Source organism: Kitasatospora sp. NPDC093679 (assembly GCF_040683455.1).
GTDB lineage: Bacteria > Actinomycetota > Actinomycetes > Streptomycetales > Streptomycetaceae > Kitasatospora > Kitasatospora arboriphila.
Window position 1 is genome coordinate 76,145 of the sequence record NZ_JBFBDW010000009.1, and the last position, 21,547, is coordinate 97,691.

Consider the following 21,547-nt stretch of genomic DNA (forward strand, 5'->3'; position numbering starts at 1 on the left):
TCCGGCGGTGCAGGTGGCTGGAACGGGTCGGGTGAGGGTTGTGCCCTCCCGCTGCGCACGGTTCCCCGCGCCCCTCGGGGTGCAACTTGCTGGACGGGGTCGGGTGCGGGTCAGTGCCTTCCGCTGCACGCAGGTCCCCGCGTCCCTGCGGGGGTGGCGGACTCGGCGGGGGTGGCGGACTCGGCGGGGGCGGGGTCATTTCGGGGGGTCCGTGAGGTGGTGGCGGAGGGATCGGCCGAGGGGGGTGAGGCGGGGTGGGGCGGGGGTGGGGCGGGCGGCGAGGCGGCGGGCGACGCCGGCGAGGCCGCCTGGCATGCGGCCGAGGGCGGTGGCGAGGCCGCCGACCACGACCGCGGAGATGCCGGGGACGGTGCCCGTGTCGAGGCCGATCAGCAGGGCGGCGGCGAGGACCGCGCCGACGGCGCTGTCGGCCCCGGCCACCACCACGGTCGCGAACCAGAGCAGGCCCTGGATCGGGTCGAAGGCGGCGGCGGAGAAGGCGCGTCCGGCGAGCGTCAGCAGTCCGCCGCCGAGGGCGGCGAGTCCGGCGCCGGCCATGAAGACCAGGAGTTTCAGCCGGGGCACGTCCACCCCGGCGGCCGAGGCTCCGGCCTGGTGGTCGCGCATCGCGGTGAGGGCCCGGCCGAGCCGGCCGCGGTGCAGGTTGCGGACCAGCAGCAGACCGAGGCCGAGCAGCACCAGCTCGGCGGTGTAGAAGGCGCCGTCTCCGGCGAGGAACTCGGGGCGGTCGACGACGAGCCCGGTGGTGGCGTACGGCTGGTTGAAGACGAGCCGGCTGAGCGCGGTGCCGACGGCGAAGGTGACCAGGGCGAGGGCGAGGCCGCGGCGGCGGATCGCGGGCCGTCCGGTGAGCAGGCCGAGCGGCACGGTGACGGCGACGGCCAGCAGCAGCGCGGGGACGGCGGGCATCGGCGGCAGTCCGGGTACCCGGCCGGACATCAGCAGGGCCGTCCCGAGCCCGCCGAGGCCGGCGTACCCGGCCTGGCCGAGGGAGACCTGTCCGCCGTAGCCGGTGACGACCACGACGGAGAGCAGCACCAGGGCAAGCGCGGGTACGGCGAGGGCGTGCCGCAGGTCGTCGTTGCGGAAGCCGAGCGGCAGCAGCAGGAGGACGGTGCAGACGGCCTTGACGGCGGCCGAGCCGCGCTCGATCCGGGGCGCGCCGGCCGGGGCGAGGCCGGTGTCGTCCACCGCGCCGCGCCAGGGCAGCAGGGCCGCGACGAGCAGCGCGACGGTGAACAGGTTGGCCTGCACGGCCTGGGCGAGCGGCAGGAGTTGGCCGGCCGGGCGCAGCCGGGTGAGTTCGCTCTGCGCGACGCCCAGGGCAAGGCCGGTGACGACCGCCACGGGCAGGCTGCGCAGCCGGGCGGCGACGGCGACGGCCATGGTCTCCATGACGAGCAGCGGCAGGCCGTAGGGGTCGAGCAGCAGGGAGGGGGCGAGCAGGATGCCGACCAGTCCGGCGGTGAAGGAGCCGAAGGCCCAGCCGGTGGCGGAGATCCGGTCGGCGTCGATCCCGGCGAGTCCGGCGAGTGCGCGGTTGTCGACGACGGCGCGCAGCCGGGTGCCGAAGGCGGTGTGGCGGGTGACGAGGCCGACGCCGCCGGCCACCGCGAACAGGACGGCCAGTTGGACGGCGGTGTCCAGGCGCAGGACGTGGCCGCCGAGGTCGGCGAGGTGCTCGGGCCGGACGAGCGCGGGGGCGTCGGCGAAGGGGGCGGTTCCCCAGAGCAGGATGACGGTGCCGATCAGCAGCACGAAGACGCCGATGCCGGCGACCATCGTCTCGCCGGCTCCGGCGCCGCGGCGCTGCAGCGGGCGGAAGACGGCGGCGTCGAGCAGGACGCCGAAGGCGGGGGCGGCGACCAGCAGGCAGAAGGCGGCCGCGGGGAAGAGCGGCCAGCCGCGGACGACGACGAGTTCGCGCAGCAGGTAGGCGGTGGCGACGGCCTGGGCGCCCTGGGCGAGGTTGAGCACCCCGGTGGCGCGGTGGGTGACGACCAGGCCGACGCCGCTGAGCGCGGCGGCGCTGCCGACGGAGAGGCCGGCGAGGGCGAGGTCGGCGGTCAGGCCGAGGCTGTCGCTCACCCGGCCGGCGGCCCGGGCTCGGCGGGTCCGGGGTCGGCCGCCGGTCCGGGGGCCTCGGGCGGCCCGGGGTCGCAGACCGGGCAGGGGCTGAGTCCGCGTTCCCGCACGGCTCGGGCGTCCAGCGGTTCGGCACCGGTCTTGCCGGCGACGAGCGGGCAGTCCCGGCGGTGGTAGAGGGTGCCGTCGGGGAGGCCGACCGGCGGGCCGCTCTCGCCCTCGTCGGCCGCGGCGGCGGGGGCCTCGGTGACCAGCAGCGCGTAGAGCTGGTCGAGCCGCCGGTCCGCGGGCTCGCCGGGGCCGGGGCCGCGGCGGACGGCGATGAGGACGGCGCCCGCGACGATCAGGGCGGCGCCGGGGGCGGTGGCCGAGGCGATGTACGGCAGCTGACGGGCCGCGAGCTCCTCCCCGGAGACGCCGTACCAGCCGAGCACGCAGAGCACCGCGCCGGCGGCGAGCGTGAACCAGCCGGGCCATTCGCGCAGGGCCCGCAGCAGCCCTGCGGCGCTGGGCCGGGGAATCCGGTTCATCCAGATTTCTCCGTACTGTCCAGATTTCTCGGTATTCTACTGTTCTGTCAGCTCCTCTTGCGGTTCGTCCGCCGATCGGCCTTCATAGTGTCACTTGCGGCATCCGGTGCCGCAGCACGGACCGAGACACCGACCCAGAGCAGCCACGACACGAGCGACCGGGGCCACCGGCGGGAGGGCGGCCCGGCGGTCGGGAAGAACGCGGTGAGCAACCCATGCGCAACAACCCTGGCGAGTCGATCCACGAGGCCGGCCCCGGCCCCGCCACCCACCCGGACGGCCGTACCCCCTCGTCCCGTCCCGTCGGCGCGGCCGCCCGGCTCGCGGCGGCGGTGCTGGCCGTCCTGGCCCTGCTGTTCGCGGCGGCCTGCAGCAGCAGCAGTTCCTCCGGTTCCTCCTCGCCCTCCCCCACGGCACCGGCCACCACGACCTCGGCGGCCGCGTCGCCGACGGGCGGCGGCTCCGCACCGGCCGACGCGGAGGCCGCCAAGGCGCAGATCAAGACCAACTGGGAGAAGTTCTTCGACCCGGCCACGCCGATCGCCGACCGGGCCGCGCTGCTGCAGAACGGCGAGGCGCTCCAGCCGGCCCTGCAGGGCTTCGCCAACGACCCGCGGGTCGGCCAGGTCAAGGCCACGGTGACCGACGTCCAGTTCACCTCGGACTCGGCCGCGACCGTGACGTACACGCTGACGCTGCAGGGCCAGACGGTCGAACCGGCCGCGAGCGGACAGGCCGTGCTGGACAACGGCACCTGGAAGGTGTCCACCAGCACCCTGTGCGGGCTGGTCGCCCAGGCCGGCGGCAGCGCGATCCCGGGATGCAGCTGACCGGGCTCCGACGGGCGGCCCGGCACGCCGCGGCCGCCCGCACCGCCCTGCTCGCGGCCTCGGCCGCGCTGCTGCTGACCGTCGCCGGCTGCGGCAGCCGCCTGCCGGAGAGCGCCTTCGGCACACCTCCGGCGGGCGGCACAGCCGACCGGACCACCGACACCGGCGCCGACGCCCGCAGCGTCAAGATCGGCATCATCACCTCGCTCACCAGCCCCGTCGGCTCGGAGACCTTCGCCGGGCCGCGCTTCGGCGCCCTCGCCTTCTTCAAGGCCCTGAACGACGCCGGCGGCGTGCACGGCCGGACGGTGCAGGTCGTCACCTGCGACGACGGCGGCAGCGGCATCGGCAACCAGGACTGCGTCCACCGGATGATCGACAAGGAGAAGGTCTTCGCCCTGGTCTCCGGCAGCGTCCTGGTCTACGCGGGAGCCCCCTACGTCAGCGCCAAGGGCGTGCCGGACGTCGGCGGCCAGCCGATCGGCACCGCCTACGACCGGTGGCCGCACCTGTACGGCGTCTACGGCAGCAGCGCCCCGCGGGACGGCCGCTCGGTCGGCTGGGACGGCGTCCTCTACCAGAGCACCGAGGTGTACCGGTTCTTCAAGGAGAAGCTCGGCGCCCGCAGCGCCGCCGTGGTCGCCTACGACCAGGCCGACTCGGCCCGCTACGCCCGGCAGTTGACCGAAGCGCTGAAGGCCGAGGGGTACCGGGTGCTCGACCAGACCGTCGACCTGGCGCTGCCCGGCTTCCAGGCGGTCGCCGCGGCGATGAAGGCCGACGGCACCGAGCTGCTCTTCGACGCCATGGACACCCGCGGCAACGCCGGGCTCTGCCAGGCCCTGGACGCCGCCGGGGTGCACCTCAAAGCCAAGGTCACCAACGTGCAGAACTGGACGGCGACCGTCGGCACCGACTACAAGGACTCCCCCGGCTGCCGGTCGGTGCTGTGGGCGACCTCCTCCAGCCAGAACTACGAGGACACCCGCCAACCGGCCGTGCAGGCCTTCCGCAATGCCATGGCCAGGTACTACCCGGAGCGCGAAGGACTGCTCTCCGCCTGGGAGTTGGAGGGCTGGGCCGGGGCGCAGTGGCTCACCGACGCGATGGACTCCTGCGGCGCCGACCTCACCCGCGGCTGCGTCGAGGACTTCATGAACCGCAGCACCCCCTACGACGCGCACGGCCTGCTGCTGCCGGCCGGCTTCGTCCCGACCCCGCGGCCGACCGGGCTGCTCAGGGCCTGCCTCAACGCCGCCCGCTGGGAGGACTCCGCCCGGGACGGGCACGGCGGCTGGGTCACCCAGGTGCCCGACATGGCCGCCAACTGCTACGACGTCCCGCAGCTGCCGTACCGGCCCTGAGGGGTGGTGGGACGGCCGGAGCGCGCCGCGGTGTGGCGAACGTCGCAGGTGATCGTGGGCGGGTTCGGCCTTCGGCCGGCGACGGGGCGGGGAGCGGCCGGTAGGCTGCCGCTGCCCCGTCCGAGCTGCAAGGAGTCCCCTTGGCCACCGCCGTGCCCGCGTCCGTGATCACCGTCGTCGGGGTCGGTGCGGACGGCTGGGACGGCCTCGCGCCCGCCGCCCGGGAGGCTCTGCTCGGCGCCGCGACCGTCCTCGGCGGGCCGCGCCAGCTGGAGCTGCTGCCGCCGGAGGTCACCGCCGCCCGGGTGGCCTGGCCGAGCCCGCTGCGGCCCGCCGTACCCGGTCTGCTCGCCGAGCACGGCGACCGGCGGCTGTGCGTCCTCGCCAGCGGCGACCCGATGTTCCACGGCATCGGCCGAGCCCTCGCCGAGACGGTCGGCGCCGAGCGGCTGCACGTGCTGCCGCACCCCTCCTCCGTCGCCTACGCCTGCGCGCGCCTCGGTTGGCCGCAGGAGGACACCGAGGTGGTCAGCGCGGTCGGCCGCCCGCTGGCGAACCTCAACGCCGCACTGTCCGACGGGCGGCGGCTGCTGGTGCTCAGCGCCGGCGCCGGCACCCCCGCCGAGGTCGCCGCGCTGCTCACCGGACGCGGCTTCGGCGCCAGTCGGCTACGGGTGCTCGAACAGCTCGGCGGCGGCCGCGAGCGCGTCCTCGACGGCACCGCCGCCGACTGGCCGCACCCGGCCGCCGATCCGCTGAACATCGTCGCCGTGGAGTGCGCGGGCCCGCGGGCGCAGCTCGTCCCCGGGCTGCCGGACGACGCGTACGAGCACGACGGCCAGCTGACCAAGCGCCACGTCCGGGCCGCGACGCTCGCCGCGCTCGCGCCCGCCGCCGGCGAACTGCTCTGGGACGTCGGCGGCGGCTCCGGCTCGATCGCCGTCGAGTGGCTGCGGGCGCACCGCAGCTGCCGGGCCGTCAGCGTGGAGCGGGACGCCGTCCGGGCCGACCGGATCCGGCGCAACGCCGATGCGCTCGGCGTGCCGCGGCTGGAGGTGGTCACCGGCCGGGCGCCCGACGCGCTGGCCGGACTGCCGGTGCCGGACGCCGTGTTCATCGGCGGCGGGCTGACCGCGCCCGGCCTGCTGCAGGCCTGCTGGGACGCGCTGCCCGCGGGCGGCCGGCTGGTCGCCAACACCGTCACGCTGGAGTCCGAGGCACTGCTCACCGAGTGGTACCGCCGGCACGGCGGGGAGCTGGTGAAGCTGGCGGTCGCGCACGCCGTACCGGTCGGCGGGTTCACCGGCTGGCGGCAGGCCATGCCGGTCACCCAGTGGTCGGCCGTCAAGACGTCCGAGGCCGGCCGGGCCGGCGTGGAGGAGGAGCAGTGACCGTCTACTTCATCGGGGCCGGCCCCGGTGCCGCCGACCTGATCACCGTCCGCGGGCAGCGCACGCTGGCCGCCTGCGGGGTGTGCCTGTACGCGGGCAGCCTGGTACCGCGCGAACTGCTCGCCGAATGCCCGCCGGACGCACGGCTGGTGGACACCGCGAACCTGGACCTCGACCGGATCGTCGCCGAGATCGCCCGCGCCCACGAGGAGGGCCGGGACGTGGCCCGGCTGCACTCCGGCGACCCCTCGGTGTTCAGCGCCGTCGCCGAGCAGATGCGGCGCCTCGACGCGCTCGGCATCCCGTACGAGGTGGTGCCGGGCGTGCCCGCCTTCGCCGCCGCGGCGGCCGCGCTCAAGCGGGAACTGACCGTGCCGACGGTCGGTCAGACCGTCATCCTCACCCGGGTCTCCCGGCAGGCCACCCCGATGCCCGAGGGCGAGGACCTCGCCACCCTCGGCCGCAGCGGCGCCCTGCTGGTGCTGCACCTCGCCGCCCGCTACGTCGACAGCGTGGTCGAGGAGCTGCTGCCGCACTACGGCGCCGACTGCCCGGCCGCCGTCGTCGCCATGGCCAGCCGCCCCGACGAGCTCGTGCTGCGCGGCACCCTCGGCGACATCGCCGAGCAGGTGAAGGCCGCCGGTGTGCTGCGGACGGCCGTCATCCTGGTCGGCCGGACCCTCGGTGCCGAGCAGTTCCGCGACAGCCACCTCTACTCCTCCGAGCGCGAGCGGCCGCACGAGCCCTGCAGCGCCTGACCTCCGGCCTCGTCACCCGGCGGATGCCGCCAGCGCCGCCGTGAAGGCCCGGGCCCGTCGGGTGATCTCCGGCCAGTCGGCGGCGGCGACGGCGGCCGCGGGGACGACCCCGGAGCCGGCGCAGACCGCGAGGGCGCCGTGGTCGAGGAAGGCGGCGGCGTTGCCCGTGTCGACGCCGCCGGAGGCGACCAGCGGGACGTCGGGGTAGGGGCCGCGCAGATCGGCGAAGTAGCCGGGGCCGAAGACGCGGGCCGGGAAGACCTTGACCGCGGCGGCGCCCAGGTCGACGGCCTGCGCCACCTCGGTCGGGGTGAGCGCGCCGAGCACGACCGGGACACCGGCCCGCCCGGCCGAGGCGGCGACCTCGGGGCGGCACCCCGGGGTGACCAGGAAGCCCGCACCGGCGTCCACCGCGCGTTCGGCCTGCTCGGCGGTCAGCACCGTACCGACCCCGACCCGGTGCCCGGCCCCGGCCGCGTGCCGTAGGTGTGCCGTCACCTCCGGTGTGGTGAAGGTGAGTTCGACCCGGTCGATGCCCCCGGCGGCCAGTGCCGCGCACAGTTCGGCGGCGTCCGGGATCCGCGGCGCGCGGACCACGGCGATCACCCGCTCGGCGGCGAGCGCGGCCCGCAGGGCGGCGGCTGCGGCGGCGGCACCGGGGGCGGTGGCGGTGGGTGCGGTCACGGGATTCGGGCTCCTCGGTTCGGGCGGGCAGGCGTGCCGTACCCGGCGGTTCACCGGGCGCGGGTGCCGTCGGCGGTACGGCGCAGGGTGCGGCCGGGCAGCGCTCCGGTGGGACGGCCGTCGTCCAGGACGGCGGTGCCGTTGACCCGGACGTGGGCGATGCCGGCGGCGGGTCCGCGCGGATGGTCGAAGGTGGCGGTGTCGCGGACGGTCGCCGGGTCGAGCAGCACCAGGTCGGCGTGGTGGCCGGGGCGGACGAGGCCGCGGCGGTGGAGCCGGAGGCGGCGGGCCGGGCGGCCGGTCATCCGGGCGATCGCCTCCTCCAGGGTGAGCACGCCCTCGTCCCGGCCGTAGTGGCCGAGGTAGCGGGCGAAGGTGCCCCAGGCCCGGGGGTGCGGCCGGTCGCCGACGAGCAGGCCGTCGCTGCCGACGGTGTGCGCGGGGTGCCGCATCACGGCGCGGACGTTCGCCTCGTCGCCGACGTGCTGGAGGATCGTGGTGGCGAGGCGGTCGCGGCGCAGCAGGTCGAGGAAGGCCCCGGTGCCGGTGGTGCCGTCCGCGGCGGCGACCTCGGCGACGGTGCGGCCGACCAGGGCGGCGAGGGCCGGGTCGCCGACGCCGGAGATCTGCACGGTGTGCCAGTCGGCGGTGACGCCGTGGCAGCCGTCGCTGCCGGTCTCCTCCAGGGCGGTGCGGATGCGCTCGCGGGCGGCCGGGTCGCCGAGCCGGGCGAGGGTCGCGTCCGGTCCGCCGGCGGCGGCCCAGCCGGGCAGCAGCGCGGCGAGGGTGGTGGAGCCGGGGAGGTAGGGGTAGCTGTCGAGGGTGATGTCGAGGCCCTCGGCGAGGGCCGCGTCGACCAGGGCGAGGAGTTCGCCGGCCCGGCCCCGGTTGACCTCGAAGTTCATGGTCGCGTGGGTGAGGTGCAGCGGGCAGCCGGAGGCGCGGGCGATCGCGATCATCTCGGCGTAGCCCTCCAGCGCGCCGGCGCCGTAGGAGCGCTGGTGCGGGGCGTGGAATCCGCCGGCGGCGGCCACCACCTCGCAGAGCGCGGTGAGTTCGGCCGTCCCGGCGTACATGCCGGGCGGGTAGCTGAGCCCGCTGGACAGGCCGACCGCGCCCTCGGCGAGGCCGTCGGCCACCAGGGCGCGCATCCGGTCGAGTTCGGCCGCGGTCGGCGGGCGGTCGTCCCAGCCCATGGCGAGCATCCGGACGGTGCCGTGCGGCACCAGGTAGCAGGTGTTGACGGCGGTACCGGTGTCGAGCCGGTCGAGGTACTCGCCGACGGTGCGCCAGTTCCAGTCGAAGCCCTCGGGGTCGCCGTTCCAGCCGGCGAGTTGGCGGCGCAGGGCGGGCAGGGTGGTGTCGTCGACGGGTGCGTAGGAGAGGCCGTCCTGGCCGAGGACCTCACAGGTGACGCCCTGGGTGATCCGGGAGGGGTGGCCGGGTTCGACGAGCAGGCGCAGGTCGGAGTGGGTGTGCATGTCGACGAAGCCGGGGGCGAGGACGAGGCCGTCCGCGTCGAGCGCGCGGCGGGCGGTGAGGTGCTCGCCGGGGGCGCCGACGGTGTCGATCAGGCCGGCGGTGACGGTGACGTCCGCGCGGCGGCGCGGGGCGCCGGTGCCGTCCACGACGGTGGCGCCGCGGATCACCAGATCGGCCATCCAGACCACTCCTCACCTGCAAAGTTGCGTTATTCGCAACAAGCGTTGCGGATAGTGCCACGACGGTTCTAACATTCACGCCGAAGCGCGGTCAACGAGACGGGCGCGCCCGAGGGGCGCGCGGGCAAAGGGAGTGCGGCGGATGGCGGAGCGGTCGCCCGGCCCGTGGGCCGTGTGCCTGGGCGAGTCGATGGCGGTGCTGCTGCCGGACGCCGCGGGCCCGCTGGAGGCCGCGGGCGGCTTCCGGCCGGCGGTGGGCGGCGCGGAGTCCAACACGGCGTGCGCGCTGGCCGCGCTGGGTGTACCGGCGGCCTGGATCGGCCGGGTCGGCGACGACGGGTTCGGGCGCATGGTCACCGCCGATCTGGCCGCCTGCGGGGTGGACGTCTCGGCCGTCGCGGTGGACCCGCACCGCCGCACCGGCCTCTACGTCAAGGAGACCGGCGGTTCGGCGCTGCCGCACGACCTCGGCCCGGGCCGCAGCCGACTGCACTACTACCGGACGGGCTCCGCCGCCTCGGCGCTCTCCCCCGCACTGCTGGCCGACCCGGCCGCCGCCCGGCTGCTGGCCGGCGCCCGGCTGCTGCACCTGACCGGCATCACCGCGGCGCTCTCCGACGACTGCCTGGCACTCGTCCGTGCGCTGCTCGCCGACCAGCGGCCCGGCCGCCTGGTCTCCCTCGACCTGAACTGGCGCCCCGCGCTCTGGCACGGCCGCGACCCGGCGGTGCTGCCCGAACTGCTGGACGCCGCCGACGTCCTGCTGCTGGGCACGGACGAGGCCGCCGAAGCCCTCGGCACCGGAGACCCGGCCGCGCTGCGGGCCGCCTTCCCCACCCCCGCGACCGTCGTCGTCAAGGACGCCGGCCACCGGGTCACCGCTCTGGACCGCTCGGGCGCCGCCGTCGCCGAGCCGGCGCTCGCCGTCGAGGTGGTCGAGCCCACCGGTGCCGGCGACGCCTTCGCCGCCGGCTACCTGGCCGGCCTGCACCGCGGCCTGGACGGCCGCCGCCGGCTGCGGCTCGGCCACCTCGCCGCGGCCTGCGCCCTGACCGCCCGCGGCGACCGCGGCCGGCTGCCCGCGCCCGGCGTGGTCGCGGCGCTGCTCGACGCCCCGGCCGGGGACTGGGCGGCGACCCGGGTGACCGCGGATGGCATCGTGTCCCCGGTACTCACCCGACCGGCCGCGCACCTCGGAGCACCCACCCCATGAGCCAGACCGTCACCCGCGCCCTGCGCCTGCTCGCCGAACTCGGCGAGGGCGAACGCTCCCTCGACCAGCTGGCGCAGGCCCTCGGGGTGCACAAGACCACCGTGCTGCGGCTGCTGCAGAGCCTGGAGGAGGGCCGGTTCGTCCACCGCGACGCCAACCACCGCTACCACCTCGGGGCCGGCCTGTTCGCGCTGTCGAGCCTGGCCCTGGAGCAGCGCGGCATCCGCCGCACCGCCGCGCCGCACCTCGCCGAGCTGAACGCGGCGACCGGCCAGACGGTGCACCTGGCCGCGTACGAGGGCGGCGAGGCGGTCTACATCGACAAGTACGACTCCCGGCAGCCGGTGCGGATGTACTCCCGGATCGGGCTGCGGGCCTCGCTGCACTGCACCGCCGTGGCGAAGGTGCTGCTGGCCGACCTGCCGCCGGCCGAGCGCCGCAAGGTGGCCGCCGCGATCGAGTACACCCCGCACACGGCGAACACGATCGCCGGGCCGAGGCAGCTGCTCGCCGAACTGGAGCAGGTCGCCGCCCAGGGCTGGGCGCAGGACCACGCCGAGCACGAGCCGTTCATCAACTGCGTGGCCGCGCCCGTCCGGGACGTCTCCGGGCGGGTCGTCGCCGCCGCGTCGGTCTCGGTGCCGGACGTGGTGCTGCCGTACGAGCAGGTGCTGGAGTTGCTGCCGCAGCTGCTGGCCACGGCCCGGGCGATCTCCGCCGACGCGGGCGCCCCCGTCTGATCCCTTCCGATCCCCTCCGATCCTCGACGAGTCCGACCCCGCGAGAGGAAGCACACCGCATGACCGAGAAGACCGAGGTCCGCACGGACGGCGCCCCCGCGCCCGCCTGGATGTTCTCCCAGGGGGTGCGCAAGGGCCCGATCCTGCAGGTCTCCGGCCAGGGCCCGCAGGACCCGGCGACCGGGGAGTACCTGTACCCCGGGGACGTGCGGGCGCAGACCCGGCGGACGCTGGAGAACGTCAAGGCGATCGTCGAGGCGGGCGGCGGCACCGTCGAGGACGTGGTGATGTTCCGCGTCTACCTGACGAAGCGTTCGGACTTCGCGGAGATGAACGCGGCCTACGCCGCCTTCATCGAGGAGAACATCGCCCCGGGCGGGGTGAAGCCCTGCCGGACGACCGTGATGGTCGAACTGCCGCAGGAGCCGATGCTGGTGGAGATCGACGCGCAGGCCGTCATCGGCTGAGCGGCGCCCGTCACCGGCGGACGGCCGGGCCCAGCGGCTCGGCCCGGCCGACGATCGTGCCGGCCCGGTCGATGCAGATCACGTCCACCGCCACCGGGGCCGGGGCGAGCACGCCGAGCGCGGTCGCCCGGGCCGCCTCGGCCACCAGGTCGCCCAGCGGCACCCCGGCCGCCGCGCACAACTGCACCGCCTCCAGGCCGGTGTTGGCGGCGGCGACCGCCGCGGCCAGCTCCGGCGAGGCGCCGCCGCGGCGGGCCAGCTCCGCCAGGTAGCCCTTGTCGACCTGCGAGCGGGCCGAGTGCAGGTCGAGGTGGCCGGCCGCCAGCTTGGACAGCTTGGCGAAGCCGCCGGCCACGGTCAGCCGGGGCACCGGGTGGCGCTTGAGGTACTTGAGCACCGCACCCGCGAAGTCGCCCATGTCCAGCAGCGCGTCCTCCGGCAGGTCGTGCACCGCGACGGCGACCTTCTCCGAGGTCGAGCCGGTGCACCCGGCGACGTGGGTGCGGCCGGCCGCCCGGGCGACGTCCACCCCGCGGCGGATCGAGTCGATCCACGCCGAGCAGGAGTAGGGCACCACGATGCCGGTGGTGCCGAGGATCGACAGGCCCCCGAGGATGCCGAGCCGCGGGTTCCAGGTGGAGCGGGCGATCTCCTCGCCGTGGTCGACGGAGATCTCCACCACCACGTCCCCGCTGCCGCCGTGCCGGGCGGCGACCTCGGCGACGGTGTCCCGGATCATCTGCCGCGGCACCGGGTTGATCGCCGGCTCGCCGACCGGCAGCGGCAGACCGGCCTTGGTGACGGTGCCGACGCCGGGGCCGGCCCGGAAGACCACGCCGCTGCCCGGGGCGCCCGCGGTGACGGTGGAGCGGATCAGCGCGCCGTGGGTGACGTCCGGGTCGTCACCGGCGTCCTTCACCACCCCCGCCATCGCCCGTCCGGCCGTCACTTCCTCCGCCGCCAGGGCGAACGCGGGCCGCTGGCCCTTCGGCAGGACGATCTCCACCGGGTCGGGGAACTCCCCGGTGAGCAGGGCGGTGTACGCGGCGGCGGTGGCCGCCGTGGCGCACGCGCCCGTCGTCCAGCCGTGCCGCAGCCCGCTACTCTTCAGCTGCGCCGCCCGACCGCCCGCCTCAGCCACGTCCGCCTCCTGGAGTTCCGATGCACGTCCTGATCCTCGGCGGCACCACCGAGGCCCGCCGTCTCGCCGCCGTCCTCGCCGAGGATCCCGCGCTGCGGGTGACCAGCTCGCTGGCCGGCCGGGTCGCGGAGCCGCGGCTGCCGGCGGGCGAGGTGCGGATCGGCGGTTTCGGCGGCTCGGTCGGGCTGGCCGACTGGCTGCGGGCCGAGCAGGCGGACGCGGTCATCGACGCCACCCATCCCTTCGCCGAGAAGATCAGCCGGAGCGCGGCCACCGCGGCCGCCGCGGTCCATGTTCCCCTGCTCGTCCTGCGGCGTCCCGGCTGGGTCCCGGTCGACGGCGACGACTGGCACCGGGTGGACTCGCTGGCCGAGGCGGCGGACGCCCTGCCGGGGCTCGGCCGCCGGGTGTTCCTCACCACCGGGCGGCAGGGCATGGCCGCCTTCGCGCACCTGAAGGACACCTTCTTCCTGGCCCGGTCGGTGGACCCGCCGGACCGGCCGCTGCCGCCCCGGCTGGAGGTGCTGCTCGACCGCGGCCCGTTCACCCTGGACGGGGAGCGCCGGGTGCTGCGCGAGTACGACATCGACGTGCTGGTCACCAAGGACAGCGGCGGCGCGGCCACCGCGCCCAAGCTCACCGCGGCCCGCGAGCTCGGCCTGCCCGTGGTGGTCGTCCGCCGGCCCGAGACGCCCTCCGGCGTCCCGGTCACCGACGGGGTGCAGGGCGCCGTGGACTGGCTGACCGCCCTGGCGGCGGGTCGGTCCTCCTGACTGAGCGTTCTGTCCTGTAGGTAGTGTTTGGTTCCCCGTTGAGCCCTGATGGCCGCCAAGGCGCGACTTGCGCGGGGCCGGAGTGACAACTGCCGGGCCCGCAGGCCACCGGGACGGTTCAATGCGGACGTGAAGAACTCTCTGTGGGACAGGATCTCGGCCGAGGGCCAGGTCGAGGTCGATCGGCTCATCGATGCTGGGCGCGATGTTCAGGCGATCATGCTGATGCGCGAGTTCGCCGGAACGCCCAGGCCTGGTGTCCACGAGTGCGTCGACCTGCAGGGCCAACGCTTTGCGGCCTTGCAGCTGAACGCCGGGAACCCGCGGTGACGCGGTGATACTGGACCATCAGTTCAATCGCGCCGGTTCGGGGTGGATTCCTCGGTGAGTCGGCGGCTCCTCAGGTCGGTCATCGCGACGTGAGCCATGGCTTCTGATCGATGCGGGTGGGGTCTCGTGGTCGCGAGCGAGGCGGCGATGCTGCTCAGAATCTCGGTGCCGCCGGCGTTGTCGGACAAGCTGGCGGCGGTTACCCGGACGACGAGCAGCAGGCCGGGGGTGTCGACGCCGATGCGGCACTTACGTCCGGCGATCTTCTTGCCTGCGTCGACGCCCTGGTCGGCAGCCGGGACGTTGGCGGAAGTCTTCACGCTCTGGTGGGACCGTGCCCGGTAGGCGTCGCCGCAGGTGAGCAGCGGCAGGTCGGAGTACTCCCGGAGCAGTGCGCCGGCCTCGTCGTCGAGCCTCGCCGTGCCCCGGTCCAGGGCGGCCTTGACAGCGGCACCTATCCGGAATGAATATTCATTCCGTGACCCCGCGCAAGCCCGACCTCGCCGAGCGGCTCATCGACGCCGCTGTCGCCCTCTTCGCCGAGCGCACCTACGAGGGCACCCAGATGCCCGCCGTGGCCCAGCGCGCCGGAGTGGGCGTGGGCAGCATCTACCGGTACTTCCCCAGCAAGGAGGCGCTCGGCAACGCGGCCTTCCAGCACGCCAAGCGGGCCCTACTCGACGAGCTGGCCGCGGCGATGGCCGAGGGCGGCCCGGCCGGCACCGTCCGCGAGGAGTTCGGCCGCTTCTGGCGGGGCTTCACCCGGTACGCCGGGGCCCGCCCGGAGGCGTTCGTCTTCCTGGAGCACCAACAGCACGACACCTTCCTGGCGCCGGACAGCCTGGCGCTGGCCGCCGAGATCGACCGGATCGCCGCCGACTTCATCGAGCGCGGCCAGCGGGCCGGCGAGATCCGCGACGGGGACGCCGCCCAGCTGGTGGCGCTCGCCGTCGGCGCCTTCACCGGCCTGGTCAAGCTGCACCGCACGGACGGCCTCGGCGCGATGGCCCCCGCGGACCTCGCCGCCGCCGAGGAGTGCGTCTGGGCCCTGCTGCACCGTCCCGCCCCCTGACCGCCCCCGCCCCCCTCCCCCGCACGCCACTCCCCCTCCCGGAAAGGCAGGTCCCCCGATGACCGCCCCGCAGACCGTCCTGATCACCGGATGCTCCACCGGCATGGGCCGCGAGGCCGCCCTCGCCCTGCACCGGCTCGGCCACCGCGTGGTCGCCACCGCCCGCCGTCCCGAGGCCCTCGCCGACCTGGCCGGCCTCGGCATCACCACGCTCGCCCTGGACGTCACCGACGAACGGTCGATGACGGCCGCGGTGGCCCGCGTCGAGGAGCTGCACGGCCACGTCGACGTCCTGATCAACAACGCCGCGTACGGGCTGCACCAGCCGGTCGAACTGGCCTCCCCGGAGGAGGTCCGCACCCAGTTCGACACCAACGTCTTCGGCCTCGTCCGGATGGCCCAGCTGGTGCTGCCCGGCATGCGGCGGGCCGGCCGCGGACGGATCGTCAACATCTCCTCGATGGGCGGCCGGTTCTCGCCACCCGGCGGCGCCTTCTACCACGCCACCAAGCACGCGGTGGAGGCGATCAGCGACTCGCTGCGGCTGGAGGTCGCCCCCTTCGGCGTCGACGTGGTCGTCGTCCAGCCGGGCCCGACCATCACCGGCTTCGGCGGCACCGCGGTCGCCACCATGCCGGACGGCTCCGGCCCGTACGGCTCGTTCACCACGGCGCTCGCCGACATGTACGCCAACAAGGCGTTCACCCGGCGCAGCGGCGCCGTGACGGCCGAGGCCGCCACCAAGGTGATCGTCCGGGCGGCGACGGTGCGCCGGCCGCGGGCCCGGTACGCGATCGGGGCGATGGCCCGCGGCACGATGATCGCCAAGCGGCTGCTGCCGGACGCCGCCTTCGACGCCGTCATGCGGGCCTCCTTCCCGCTGCCGAAGGCGGGCTGACGGCCCGACGGCCGCCTGCGCGGAAAACCGGGTGCCCCTCGCCCGTCCGCCGCGCTAGCCTCGGCGGCATGAAGCACCAGCGCGCTGCCGCGACCACGACGCCGGAGAGGGTCCCGGCGCGCTGACACCTGCTGTCCGAAGCCCCGGGGCGAGTGCCCCGGGGCTTCGTGCCGTGCCCGGTCACCCGTCCCGGCATCACCGAGGGAGACCGTCGTGCACGAGAGCACCGACCACAAGGACCACCGCCGGCTCGGCCGCGAGCTGGACCTCTTCGACACCGACCGGCTGATCGGGGCCGGCCTGCCCTACTGGCTGCCGGACGGCGCCGCGGTGCGGCACGCACTGGAGGAGTACGTCCGCGAGGTGGAACGGCTGGCCGGCTACCGGCACGTCCACTCGCCCGTCCTCGGCAAACGCGAGCTGTACGAGATCTCCGGCCACTGGGCGCACTACAGCGAGGACATGTTCCCGCCCATGCGGCTCGGCGGCGAGGAGGTGGTGCTGCGGCCCAGCCTCTGCCCGCACCACGCGGTGATCTTCCGCGCCCGGCCGCGCAGCCACCGCGACCTGCCGCTGCGGCTGGCCGAACTCGGCGGTATGTTCCGCTCCGAGATGTCGGGAGTGCTCGGCGGGCTGACCCGGGTCAGGTCGATCCAGCTGAACGACGCGCACATCTTCTGCCGGCCCGACCAGGTCGCCGAGGAGGTCCGGTCGGCGCTGGCGCTGATCCACGGCGCGTACCGGGCGCTCGGCATCGAACCGGCCCGGCACCGGCTCTCGCTGCCCGCCGAGGGCGGCAAGTACGTCGCCGACCCCGAGATGTGGCAGCGCGCCGGCCGGCTGCTCGCCGAGGCCCTGGACGAGGCCGGGGTGCCCTACGAGGAGGAGGTGGGCGAGGCCGCGTTCTACGGGCCCAAGATCGACGTCCAGGTGGTCGACCGGGCCGGACGCGAGTCCACCCTCTCCACCGTGCAGGTCGACTTCCACCAGCCCGACCGGTTCGACCTCGGCTACACCGGACCGGACGGCGCCCGGCACCGGCCGGTGATGGTGCACCGGGCGGTGATCGGCAGTGTGGAACGGGCGGTGGCCCACCTGATCGAGGTGCACCAGGGCGCCTTCCCCGCCTGGCTGGCGCCCGTCCAACTGCTGGTGCAGCCGGTCGCCGAGGAGCAGCGGCAGCAGGCCGAGGCCCTCGTGCACCTGGCCCTCCGGCAGGGCCTGCGGGCCGAACTCGCCGACCCGCAGGCGGGCACCCTCGCGGCCCGGGTACGGGCCGGGCGGCTGGTGCCGTACCAGGCCGTCATCGGCGCGGCCGAAGCCGCCGACGGGCTGGTGTCGCTCCGCCTGCGGGACGGACGGCGGATGGGGCCGCTACCGGAGGCCCGGGCGCTGCAGCTGATCGGGACCGAGGCCCGGCCCTCCGAGGCGCACGTCGATCACCACTAGGAGCTGTTTTCAAAGGGCGCTCGGGTGGTCGATTCAGGGGCGCGTGGGGGCACCCCACGCGCCCCTGTGTGGCATCCGTACGCCTTGAAGACACGCCCCGGGGGCGCGGGGGCGCCTCACGGCCGAAGGCCACTAGGTGCCCCGCGCGCCCCCGGGTTCGCTCTCCGTCAGTCCTCCGGGTAGCGGCGGGGGGTCCAGACGACCTCGGTGTCGTTGCCGCGGCGGACCAGGCGGGTTTGGGAGGACCCGATGAGCAGCAGGGTGCGCATGTCGACCTCGGCCGGGTCGAGGTCGGCCAGCCGGACGGTGCGGACGCGTTCGGTGGGGCCGCCCACGTCACGGGCCATCACCACCGGGGTGTCGGCGCCGCGGTACTCCAGCATCAGGTCGCGGGCCAGCCCGACCTGGGTGGTGCGGGACTTCGAGCCGGGGTTGTAGAGCGCCAGCACCAGGTCGGCCTCGGCGGCGGCGCGCAGCCGGCGGGCGATGACCTCCCACGGCTTGAGGCGGTCGGAGAGCGAGACCACCGCGTAGTCGTGGCCGAGCGGTGCGCCGGCGCGGGATGCGGCGGCGTGGGCGGCCGTCATGCCGGGCAGCACCCGGACGGGCACCTCGCGGTACGGGTCCTCGCCGGCCGCTTCCAGGACGGCGGTGGCCATCGCGAAGACGCCCGGGTCGCCGGAGGAGACGACCGCGACGCGGCGGCCGCGGCGGGCCAGGTCGAGGGCGAACTCGGCGCGCACCGACTCGACCTTGTTGTCCGAGCCGTGCCGGACCTGGCCGGGGCGGACGGGCACCCGGTCCAGGTAGGTGGTGTAGCCGACCAGGTCGGTGGCGGCGGCGAGGGCGCCGCGGGCCTCCGGGGTGAGCCAGAGCGGTCCGGCCGGGCCGGTGCCGACGACCACGACCTCGCCGGGGCCGTCCGGCTCGGGGAGGTCGAGCGGGGCGACCTTGCTGGGCAGCACGGCGACCGAGAAGTACGGCACGGTGTCGGCCTCGACCTCGGCGAGCGGCAGGGTGCGCTCGCCGTCCATGAACGCCCGCTCGACGTACTGCGCGTCGTCGAGCCGGCCGGCCCGCTCCAGGGCGCGGCGGACGGCCGGGAAGGTCCGGCCGAGCTTCATGATCACCGCGGAGTCGGCGGAGGCGATCCGGGCGGCGAGCTCCTCCTCCGGCAGGGTGCCGGGGATGATCGTCAGGGTCTCCTCGGCCTCCACCAGGGCGCTGCCGAGCCGGGCCGCGGCGGCGCTGACCGAGGTCACGCCGGGCACCACCTCGGTCGGGTAGCGGTGTGCGAGGCGCTTGTGCATGTGCTGGTAGGAGCCGTAGAAGAGCGGGTCGCCCTCGGCGAGGACGACGACGTTCCGGCCGGCGTCCAGGTGGGCGGCGAGCCGGGCGGACGCCTCCTCGTAGAAGTCGTCCAGGGCGCCGCGGTAGCCGCCGGGGTGGTCGGTGGTCTCCACGGTGATCGGGTAGACCAGCTTCTCCTCGATCTGGCCGCCGGTCAGGTAGCGGTCGGCGATCGAGCGGGCGATGGAGCGGCCGTGCCGGGCGCTGTGGTAGGCCACCACGTCGGCCTTGCCGATGAGTTCGGCGGCGCGGACGGTGACCAGCGAGGGGTCGCCGGGGCCGAGGCCGACGCCGTACAGCCGGCCGGTCCGCCGGTCGGTCTGCTGCCCGGTCTGCTGCTCGGTCACTCTTCTTCACTCGCAATCGCGTTGATCGCGGCGGCGGCGATCGCACTGCCGCCGCGCCGGCCGCGGACCACCAGGTGCTCCAGGCCGGACGGGTGCTCGGCCAGGGCCTGCTTGGACTCGGCGGCGCCGATGAAGCCGACGGGCACGCCGATCACCGCGGCCGGGCGGGGTGCGCCGGCCTCGATCATCTCCAGCAGCCGGAAGAGCGAGGTCGGCGCGTTGCCGACGGCCACCACGGCACCCTCCAGCCTGGGCAGCCACAGCTCCATGGCGGCGGCGCTGCGGGTGTTGCCGGTCTTCCGCGCGAGCTCGGGCACCGACGGGTCGGTGAGGGTGCAGATCACCTCGTTGTCGGCGGGCAGCCGCTTGCGGGTGACACCGCTGGCGACCATGTTGACGTCGCAGAGGATCGGCGCACCGGCGTGCAGCGCCTTGCGGGCCGAGGCGACCACACCGGGCGAGTAGACCAGGTCCTCGACCAGGTCGGTCATGCCGCAGGCGTGGATCATCCGCACCGCGACCTGGGAGACGTCGGCGGGCAGGGCGGCCAGGTCGGCCTCGGCCCGGATGGTGGCAAAGGACTGCCGGTAGATGGCGGCGCCGTCCTTCTCGTACTCGATCACGTGGTCCTCCGGGCCTCGGCGACCGCCTCGGCCATCTCTTCCGTCGTCACGTCCACTGGCGTCACATCCATGGGCCGGTCCGGTGTCCCGACCGGTGCCACCCGGTAGCCCTGCCCGGTGGCGAGCACGTCCACCCATCGCCCGGAGGGGTGGCCGCAGCGCCGTTCGCAGCCCGACCAGTGCACCGGCAGGCCACCGCCGTCCGCCCGTTCCAGGGCGCGGGCCGCGTCGCCGCGCACGTCGGCGAGCGACTTGCCGCAGCCGGGCAGGCCGGTGCAAGCGGTGGCGCGGTCCCAGGCGGTGCCGGGCCCGGTCAGGAAGCCGGCCGCGGCGAGCTCGGCGAGGGCGGCGGGGTCGGCGCCGGGCAGGACGGCGCCGCGCCAGGGCGTCAGCCGGACCTCTCCGGCGGACAGCCCGGCGAGCAGCCGCCACTGTGCGGCGGTGGCCCGCCCGAAGCGCGTCCCGACCGAGAGGCCGCCGGGCAGAACCCCGAGCGGCGGGTGTCCGCCGGACAGCGGGGGCAGCGGCAGGTCGCCGGGCGGGAGGAGTTCGGGGACCTCGCGCAGGTGCCAGGCCCGGGTGCCGGTGGTGCGCAGCGCGTCGAGGAAGTCCCGGGCGGCGTCCAGGGCGGCGTCCACGGCCTGTGCGGCCGGCACCGCGCGGACGGTCGTCTCGCGGCCGAGCCGCAGCAGGGCGGTGCCGCCGGGCGCTGCGATCAATGTCACATCGGCGTTCAGGGCGGCGACATCGCCGCGGCCGTCGTCCAGGGCGAAGAGGAACTTGCCGGAGAGCGCGGCCGCCCAGGGCGCCGCGCAGAGCTTCGCGTCCAGCTCGCGCACCCGGGCCGCGGTGTCGGCGTGCCCCTCGGCGTCGAGGCCGGCGGTCGGCGAGGCGACGATGTTGCGCACCCGCTCGTGGGTGTCGGAGGGCAGCAGGCCGACGGTCCGCAGCCGGTCGGCGAGTTCCGCGCCGCAGGCCGAAGCCAGGCCGCGCAGTTGGACGTTGCCGCGCGAGGTGGTCTCCAGTGCGCCGTCGCCGAGCGCCTCGGCCGCATCGGCCAGCGCCATTGCCTGACGGCCCGTCAGCAGTCCGCCGGGAACGCGGATACGGGCGAGGGCGCCGTCGTCGGCCGTGTGCAGACGAAGGGCCCCCGGACAGGCGTCCGACCGGCCCCGGTCGGGCACGGCGGAGCCCGCCCCGGTGGGGTCGGGAGTCGGTGGCATGGCGGCGAGCATACAGATTGTCCGACGGGGCGCCCCGTCGTCTGGATCACAGTCCGCGTGCAGTCCCGCGGCCGTCCGCCACCCCGTACGATGCTGCCGGACGGTCCGCGCGGGCCGTCCGACGCCAGCGACGGCAAGCGGAGGAAACCGGTGCAAATCCGGTGCGGTCCCGCCACTGTAACCACGGCTCAGCCGCCGTGGAGCCAGGAACTCCCGCCGTCCTCCACCAGCCCGGGGCGCGGACCCCGAGGAAGGCCCGACCTGTGCGCTGCCGCATGCCCGGCTCCGCCGTCCCGCCCGGACGCGCCGAGCCGCCGCCCGCCTTCCCGGGGACTTCGGTGGCGGTCCGCCGCACCCCCGGGGCGCGTCTTCAACGGTCATGGATGCACCACAAGGGGCGCGGGGAACCACGCGATCCGGGGCCGGTGTCACGACGGCACGGGCCGAGCCGTGGTCCGCACGGTGGCCCGCATCCGGATCGCGCGGTTCTCCGCGCCCCTGGAACGACCGCCCGAGCGCCCTTGAAGACGGGCCGTCGCACCGCGCCCCGCTCCGCCCCGCGCACCCGGCTGCCGCACCCGGCCCCGGTGCGCCGCC

20 protein-coding genes, 1 pseudogene and 1 riboswitch are annotated in these 21,547 nt (G+C 75.6%); of the genes and pseudogenes, 12 read left to right on the forward strand and 9 right to left on the reverse strand.

What is annotated here, in order from left to right; translation table 11 throughout:
- Positions 1-195: 195 nt before the first annotated feature.
- Entirely contained in the window at positions 196-2,109 is a 1,914-nt protein-coding gene (locus AB0O09_RS10445) for an ABC transporter permease (RefSeq protein WP_363541120.1), read from the reverse strand.
- Positions 2,106-2,636, reverse strand: coding sequence for a hypothetical protein (locus AB0O09_RS10450; RefSeq protein ID WP_363541121.1), 531 nt, complete (start codon positions 2,634-2,636; stop codon positions 2,106-2,108). Before AB0O09_RS10450 ends, AB0O09_RS10445 begins: the two co-directional genes overlap by 4 nt.
- 215 nt (positions 2,637-2,851) lie before the next feature.
- Here AB0O09_RS10450 and AB0O09_RS10455 point away from each other — a divergent pair, with 215 nt between their 5' ends.
- From AB0O09_RS10455 to cobM, 4 genes are all read left to right on the forward strand, one after another.
- Positions 2,852-3,466: a hypothetical protein gene (locus tag AB0O09_RS10455; RefSeq protein ID WP_363541122.1), complete on the forward strand. Its 615-nt coding sequence runs from the start codon at positions 2,852-2,854 to the stop codon at positions 3,464-3,466.
- Positions 3,457-4,830, forward strand: a complete 1,374-nt coding sequence (locus tag AB0O09_RS10460; protein ID WP_363541123.1) for an ABC transporter substrate-binding protein — start codon at positions 3,457-3,459, stop codon at positions 4,828-4,830. Before AB0O09_RS10455 ends, AB0O09_RS10460 begins: the two co-directional genes overlap by 10 nt.
- Before the next feature lie 140 nt (positions 4,831-4,970).
- Complete coding sequence (gene cbiE, locus AB0O09_RS10465) at positions 4,971-6,221, forward strand: precorrin-6y C5,15-methyltransferase (decarboxylating) subunit CbiE (RefSeq protein ID WP_363541124.1); 1,251 nt, start codon at positions 4,971-4,973, stop codon at positions 6,219-6,221.
- Positions 6,218-6,979: a precorrin-4 C(11)-methyltransferase gene (cobM, locus tag AB0O09_RS10470; RefSeq protein ID WP_363541125.1), complete on the forward strand. Its 762-nt coding sequence runs from the start codon at positions 6,218-6,220 to the stop codon at positions 6,977-6,979. The genes cbiE and cobM overlap by 4 nt, the downstream gene beginning before the upstream one ends.
- A gap of 12 nt (positions 6,980-6,991) precedes the next feature.
- On the opposite strand, the gene AB0O09_RS10475 is transcribed toward cobM, so the two are convergent.
- Complete coding sequence (locus AB0O09_RS10475; RefSeq protein ID WP_363541126.1) at positions 6,992-7,663, reverse strand: bifunctional 4-hydroxy-2-oxoglutarate aldolase/2-dehydro-3-deoxy-phosphogluconate aldolase; 672 nt, start codon at positions 7,661-7,663, stop codon at positions 6,992-6,994.
- A 50-nt stretch (positions 7,664-7,713) separates the two neighbouring features.
- Positions 7,714-9,324, reverse strand: coding sequence for a D-aminoacylase (locus tag AB0O09_RS10480; RefSeq protein WP_363541128.1), 1,611 nt, complete (start codon positions 9,322-9,324; stop codon positions 7,714-7,716).
- Positions 9,325-9,466: 142 nt separating this feature from the next.
- Here AB0O09_RS10480 and AB0O09_RS10485 point away from each other — a divergent pair, with 142 nt between their 5' ends.
- The 3 genes from AB0O09_RS10485 to AB0O09_RS10495 are packed head-to-tail and all read left to right on the forward strand — an operon-like array spanning position 9,467 to position 11,744.
- Positions 9,467-10,537 (forward strand): sugar kinase, encoded by a 1,071-nt coding sequence (locus AB0O09_RS10485; protein WP_363541129.1) that lies wholly within the window; start codon positions 9,467-9,469, stop codon positions 10,535-10,537.
- Positions 10,534-11,277, forward strand: a complete 744-nt coding sequence (locus AB0O09_RS10490) for an IclR family transcriptional regulator (protein ID WP_363541130.1) — start codon at positions 10,534-10,536, stop codon at positions 11,275-11,277. The genes AB0O09_RS10485 and AB0O09_RS10490 overlap by 4 nt, the downstream gene beginning before the upstream one ends.
- Positions 11,278-11,336: 59 nt before the next feature.
- Entirely contained in the window at positions 11,337-11,744 is a 408-nt protein-coding gene (locus AB0O09_RS10495; RefSeq protein ID WP_363541131.1) for a RidA family protein, read from the forward strand.
- Positions 11,745-11,754: 10 nt separating this feature from the next.
- Here AB0O09_RS10495 and AB0O09_RS10500 read toward each other — a convergent pair whose 3' ends face one another.
- On the reverse strand, positions 11,755-12,885 hold the full coding sequence (locus AB0O09_RS10500; RefSeq protein ID WP_363541132.1) for a cobalt-precorrin-5B (C(1))-methyltransferase: 1,131 nt from the start codon (positions 12,883-12,885) through the stop codon (positions 11,755-11,757).
- Positions 12,886-12,905: 20 nt separating this feature from the next.
- Between AB0O09_RS10500 and AB0O09_RS10505 the strand changes: the two genes are divergently transcribed.
- Together AB0O09_RS10505 and AB0O09_RS10510 are read left to right on the forward strand one after the other, a co-directional pair.
- The gene (locus AB0O09_RS10505; RefSeq protein ID WP_363541133.1) at positions 12,906-13,658 is read left to right on the forward strand and encodes a cobalt-precorrin-6A reductase; all 753 of its coding nucleotides are present in this window, start codon (positions 12,906-12,908) and stop codon (positions 13,656-13,658) included.
- A 129-nt stretch (positions 13,659-13,787) separates the two neighbouring features.
- Entirely contained in the window at positions 13,788-13,988 is a 201-nt protein-coding gene (locus AB0O09_RS10510; RefSeq protein WP_363541134.1) for a hypothetical protein, read from the forward strand.
- A 23-nt stretch (positions 13,989-14,011) separates the two neighbouring features.
- Here the strand turns inward: AB0O09_RS10510 and AB0O09_RS10515 are convergent.
- A pseudogene (locus tag AB0O09_RS10515) lies at positions 14,012-14,314 on the reverse strand (hypothetical protein); the annotation flags it as partial.
- A gap of 152 nt (positions 14,315-14,466) precedes the next feature.
- On the opposite strand from AB0O09_RS10515, the gene AB0O09_RS10520 reads away from it, so the two are divergent.
- The 3 genes from AB0O09_RS10520 (at position 14,467) to thrS (ending at position 17,407) form a co-directional block, all read left to right on the forward strand.
- Positions 14,467-15,060, forward strand: a complete 594-nt coding sequence (locus AB0O09_RS10520) for a TetR/AcrR family transcriptional regulator (RefSeq protein WP_030265162.1) — start codon at positions 14,467-14,469, stop codon at positions 15,058-15,060.
- A 58-nt stretch (positions 15,061-15,118) separates the two neighbouring features.
- On the forward strand, positions 15,119-15,958 hold the full coding sequence (locus tag AB0O09_RS10525) for an SDR family NAD(P)-dependent oxidoreductase (RefSeq protein WP_344621525.1): 840 nt from the start codon (positions 15,119-15,121) through the stop codon (positions 15,956-15,958).
- A 213-nt stretch (positions 15,959-16,171) separates the two neighbouring features.
- Positions 16,172-17,407, forward strand: coding sequence for a threonine--tRNA ligase (gene thrS, locus AB0O09_RS10530; protein ID WP_363541135.1), 1,236 nt, complete (start codon positions 16,172-16,174; stop codon positions 17,405-17,407).
- A 167-nt stretch (positions 17,408-17,574) separates the two neighbouring features.
- Here thrS and AB0O09_RS10535 read toward each other — a convergent pair whose 3' ends face one another.
- From AB0O09_RS10535 to AB0O09_RS10545, 3 genes are read right to left on the reverse strand one after another with little or no spacing between them, the layout of a single operon-like run.
- Entirely contained in the window at positions 17,575-19,104 is a 1,530-nt protein-coding gene (locus AB0O09_RS10535; RefSeq protein WP_363541136.1) for a precorrin-2 C(20)-methyltransferase, read from the reverse strand.
- Positions 19,101-19,727: a precorrin-8X methylmutase gene (locus AB0O09_RS10540; protein ID WP_344621522.1), complete on the reverse strand. Its 627-nt coding sequence runs from the start codon at positions 19,725-19,727 to the stop codon at positions 19,101-19,103. The genes AB0O09_RS10535 and AB0O09_RS10540 overlap by 4 nt, the downstream gene beginning before the upstream one ends.
- On the reverse strand, positions 19,724-20,950 hold the full coding sequence (locus tag AB0O09_RS10545) for a cobalamin biosynthesis protein CobG (RefSeq protein WP_363541137.1): 1,227 nt from the start codon (positions 20,948-20,950) through the stop codon (positions 19,724-19,726). Before AB0O09_RS10545 ends, AB0O09_RS10540 begins: the two co-directional genes overlap by 4 nt.
- A gap of 140 nt (positions 20,951-21,090) precedes the next feature.
- Positions 21,091-21,163, forward strand: a riboswitch (cobalamin riboswitch).
- Positions 21,164-21,547 lie beyond the last annotated feature (384 nt).

Coding starts and splice junctions, on each gene's coding strand:
- AB0O09_RS10525 (WP_344621525.1), top strand. CDS start 15,119: ATGACCGCCCCGCAGACCGTCCTGATCACCGGATGCTCCACCGGCATG.
- AB0O09_RS10450 (WP_363541121.1), bottom strand. CDS start 2,636: ATGAACCGGATTCCCCGGCCCAGCGCCGCAGGGCTGCTGCGGGCCCTG.
- AB0O09_RS10455 (WP_363541122.1), top strand. CDS start 2,852: ATGCGCAACAACCCTGGCGAGTCGATCCACGAGGCCGGCCCCGGCCCC.
- AB0O09_RS10460 (WP_363541123.1), top strand. CDS start 3,457: ATGCAGCTGACCGGGCTCCGACGGGCGGCCCGGCACGCCGCGGCCGCC.
- AB0O09_RS10545 (WP_363541137.1), bottom strand. CDS start 20,950: ATGCCACCGACTCCCGACCCCACCGGGGCGGGCTCCGCCGTGCCCGAC.
- AB0O09_RS10495 (WP_363541131.1), top strand. CDS start 11,337: ATGACCGAGAAGACCGAGGTCCGCACGGACGGCGCCCCCGCGCCCGCC.
- AB0O09_RS10505 (WP_363541133.1), top strand. CDS start 12,906: ATGCACGTCCTGATCCTCGGCGGCACCACCGAGGCCCGCCGTCTCGCC.
- AB0O09_RS10490 (WP_363541130.1), top strand. CDS start 10,534: ATGAGCCAGACCGTCACCCGCGCCCTGCGCCTGCTCGCCGAACTCGGC.
- AB0O09_RS10480 (WP_363541128.1), bottom strand. CDS start 9,324: ATGGCCGATCTGGTGATCCGCGGCGCCACCGTCGTGGACGGCACCGGC.
- AB0O09_RS10485 (WP_363541129.1), top strand. CDS start 9,467: ATGGCGGAGCGGTCGCCCGGCCCGTGGGCCGTGTGCCTGGGCGAGTCG.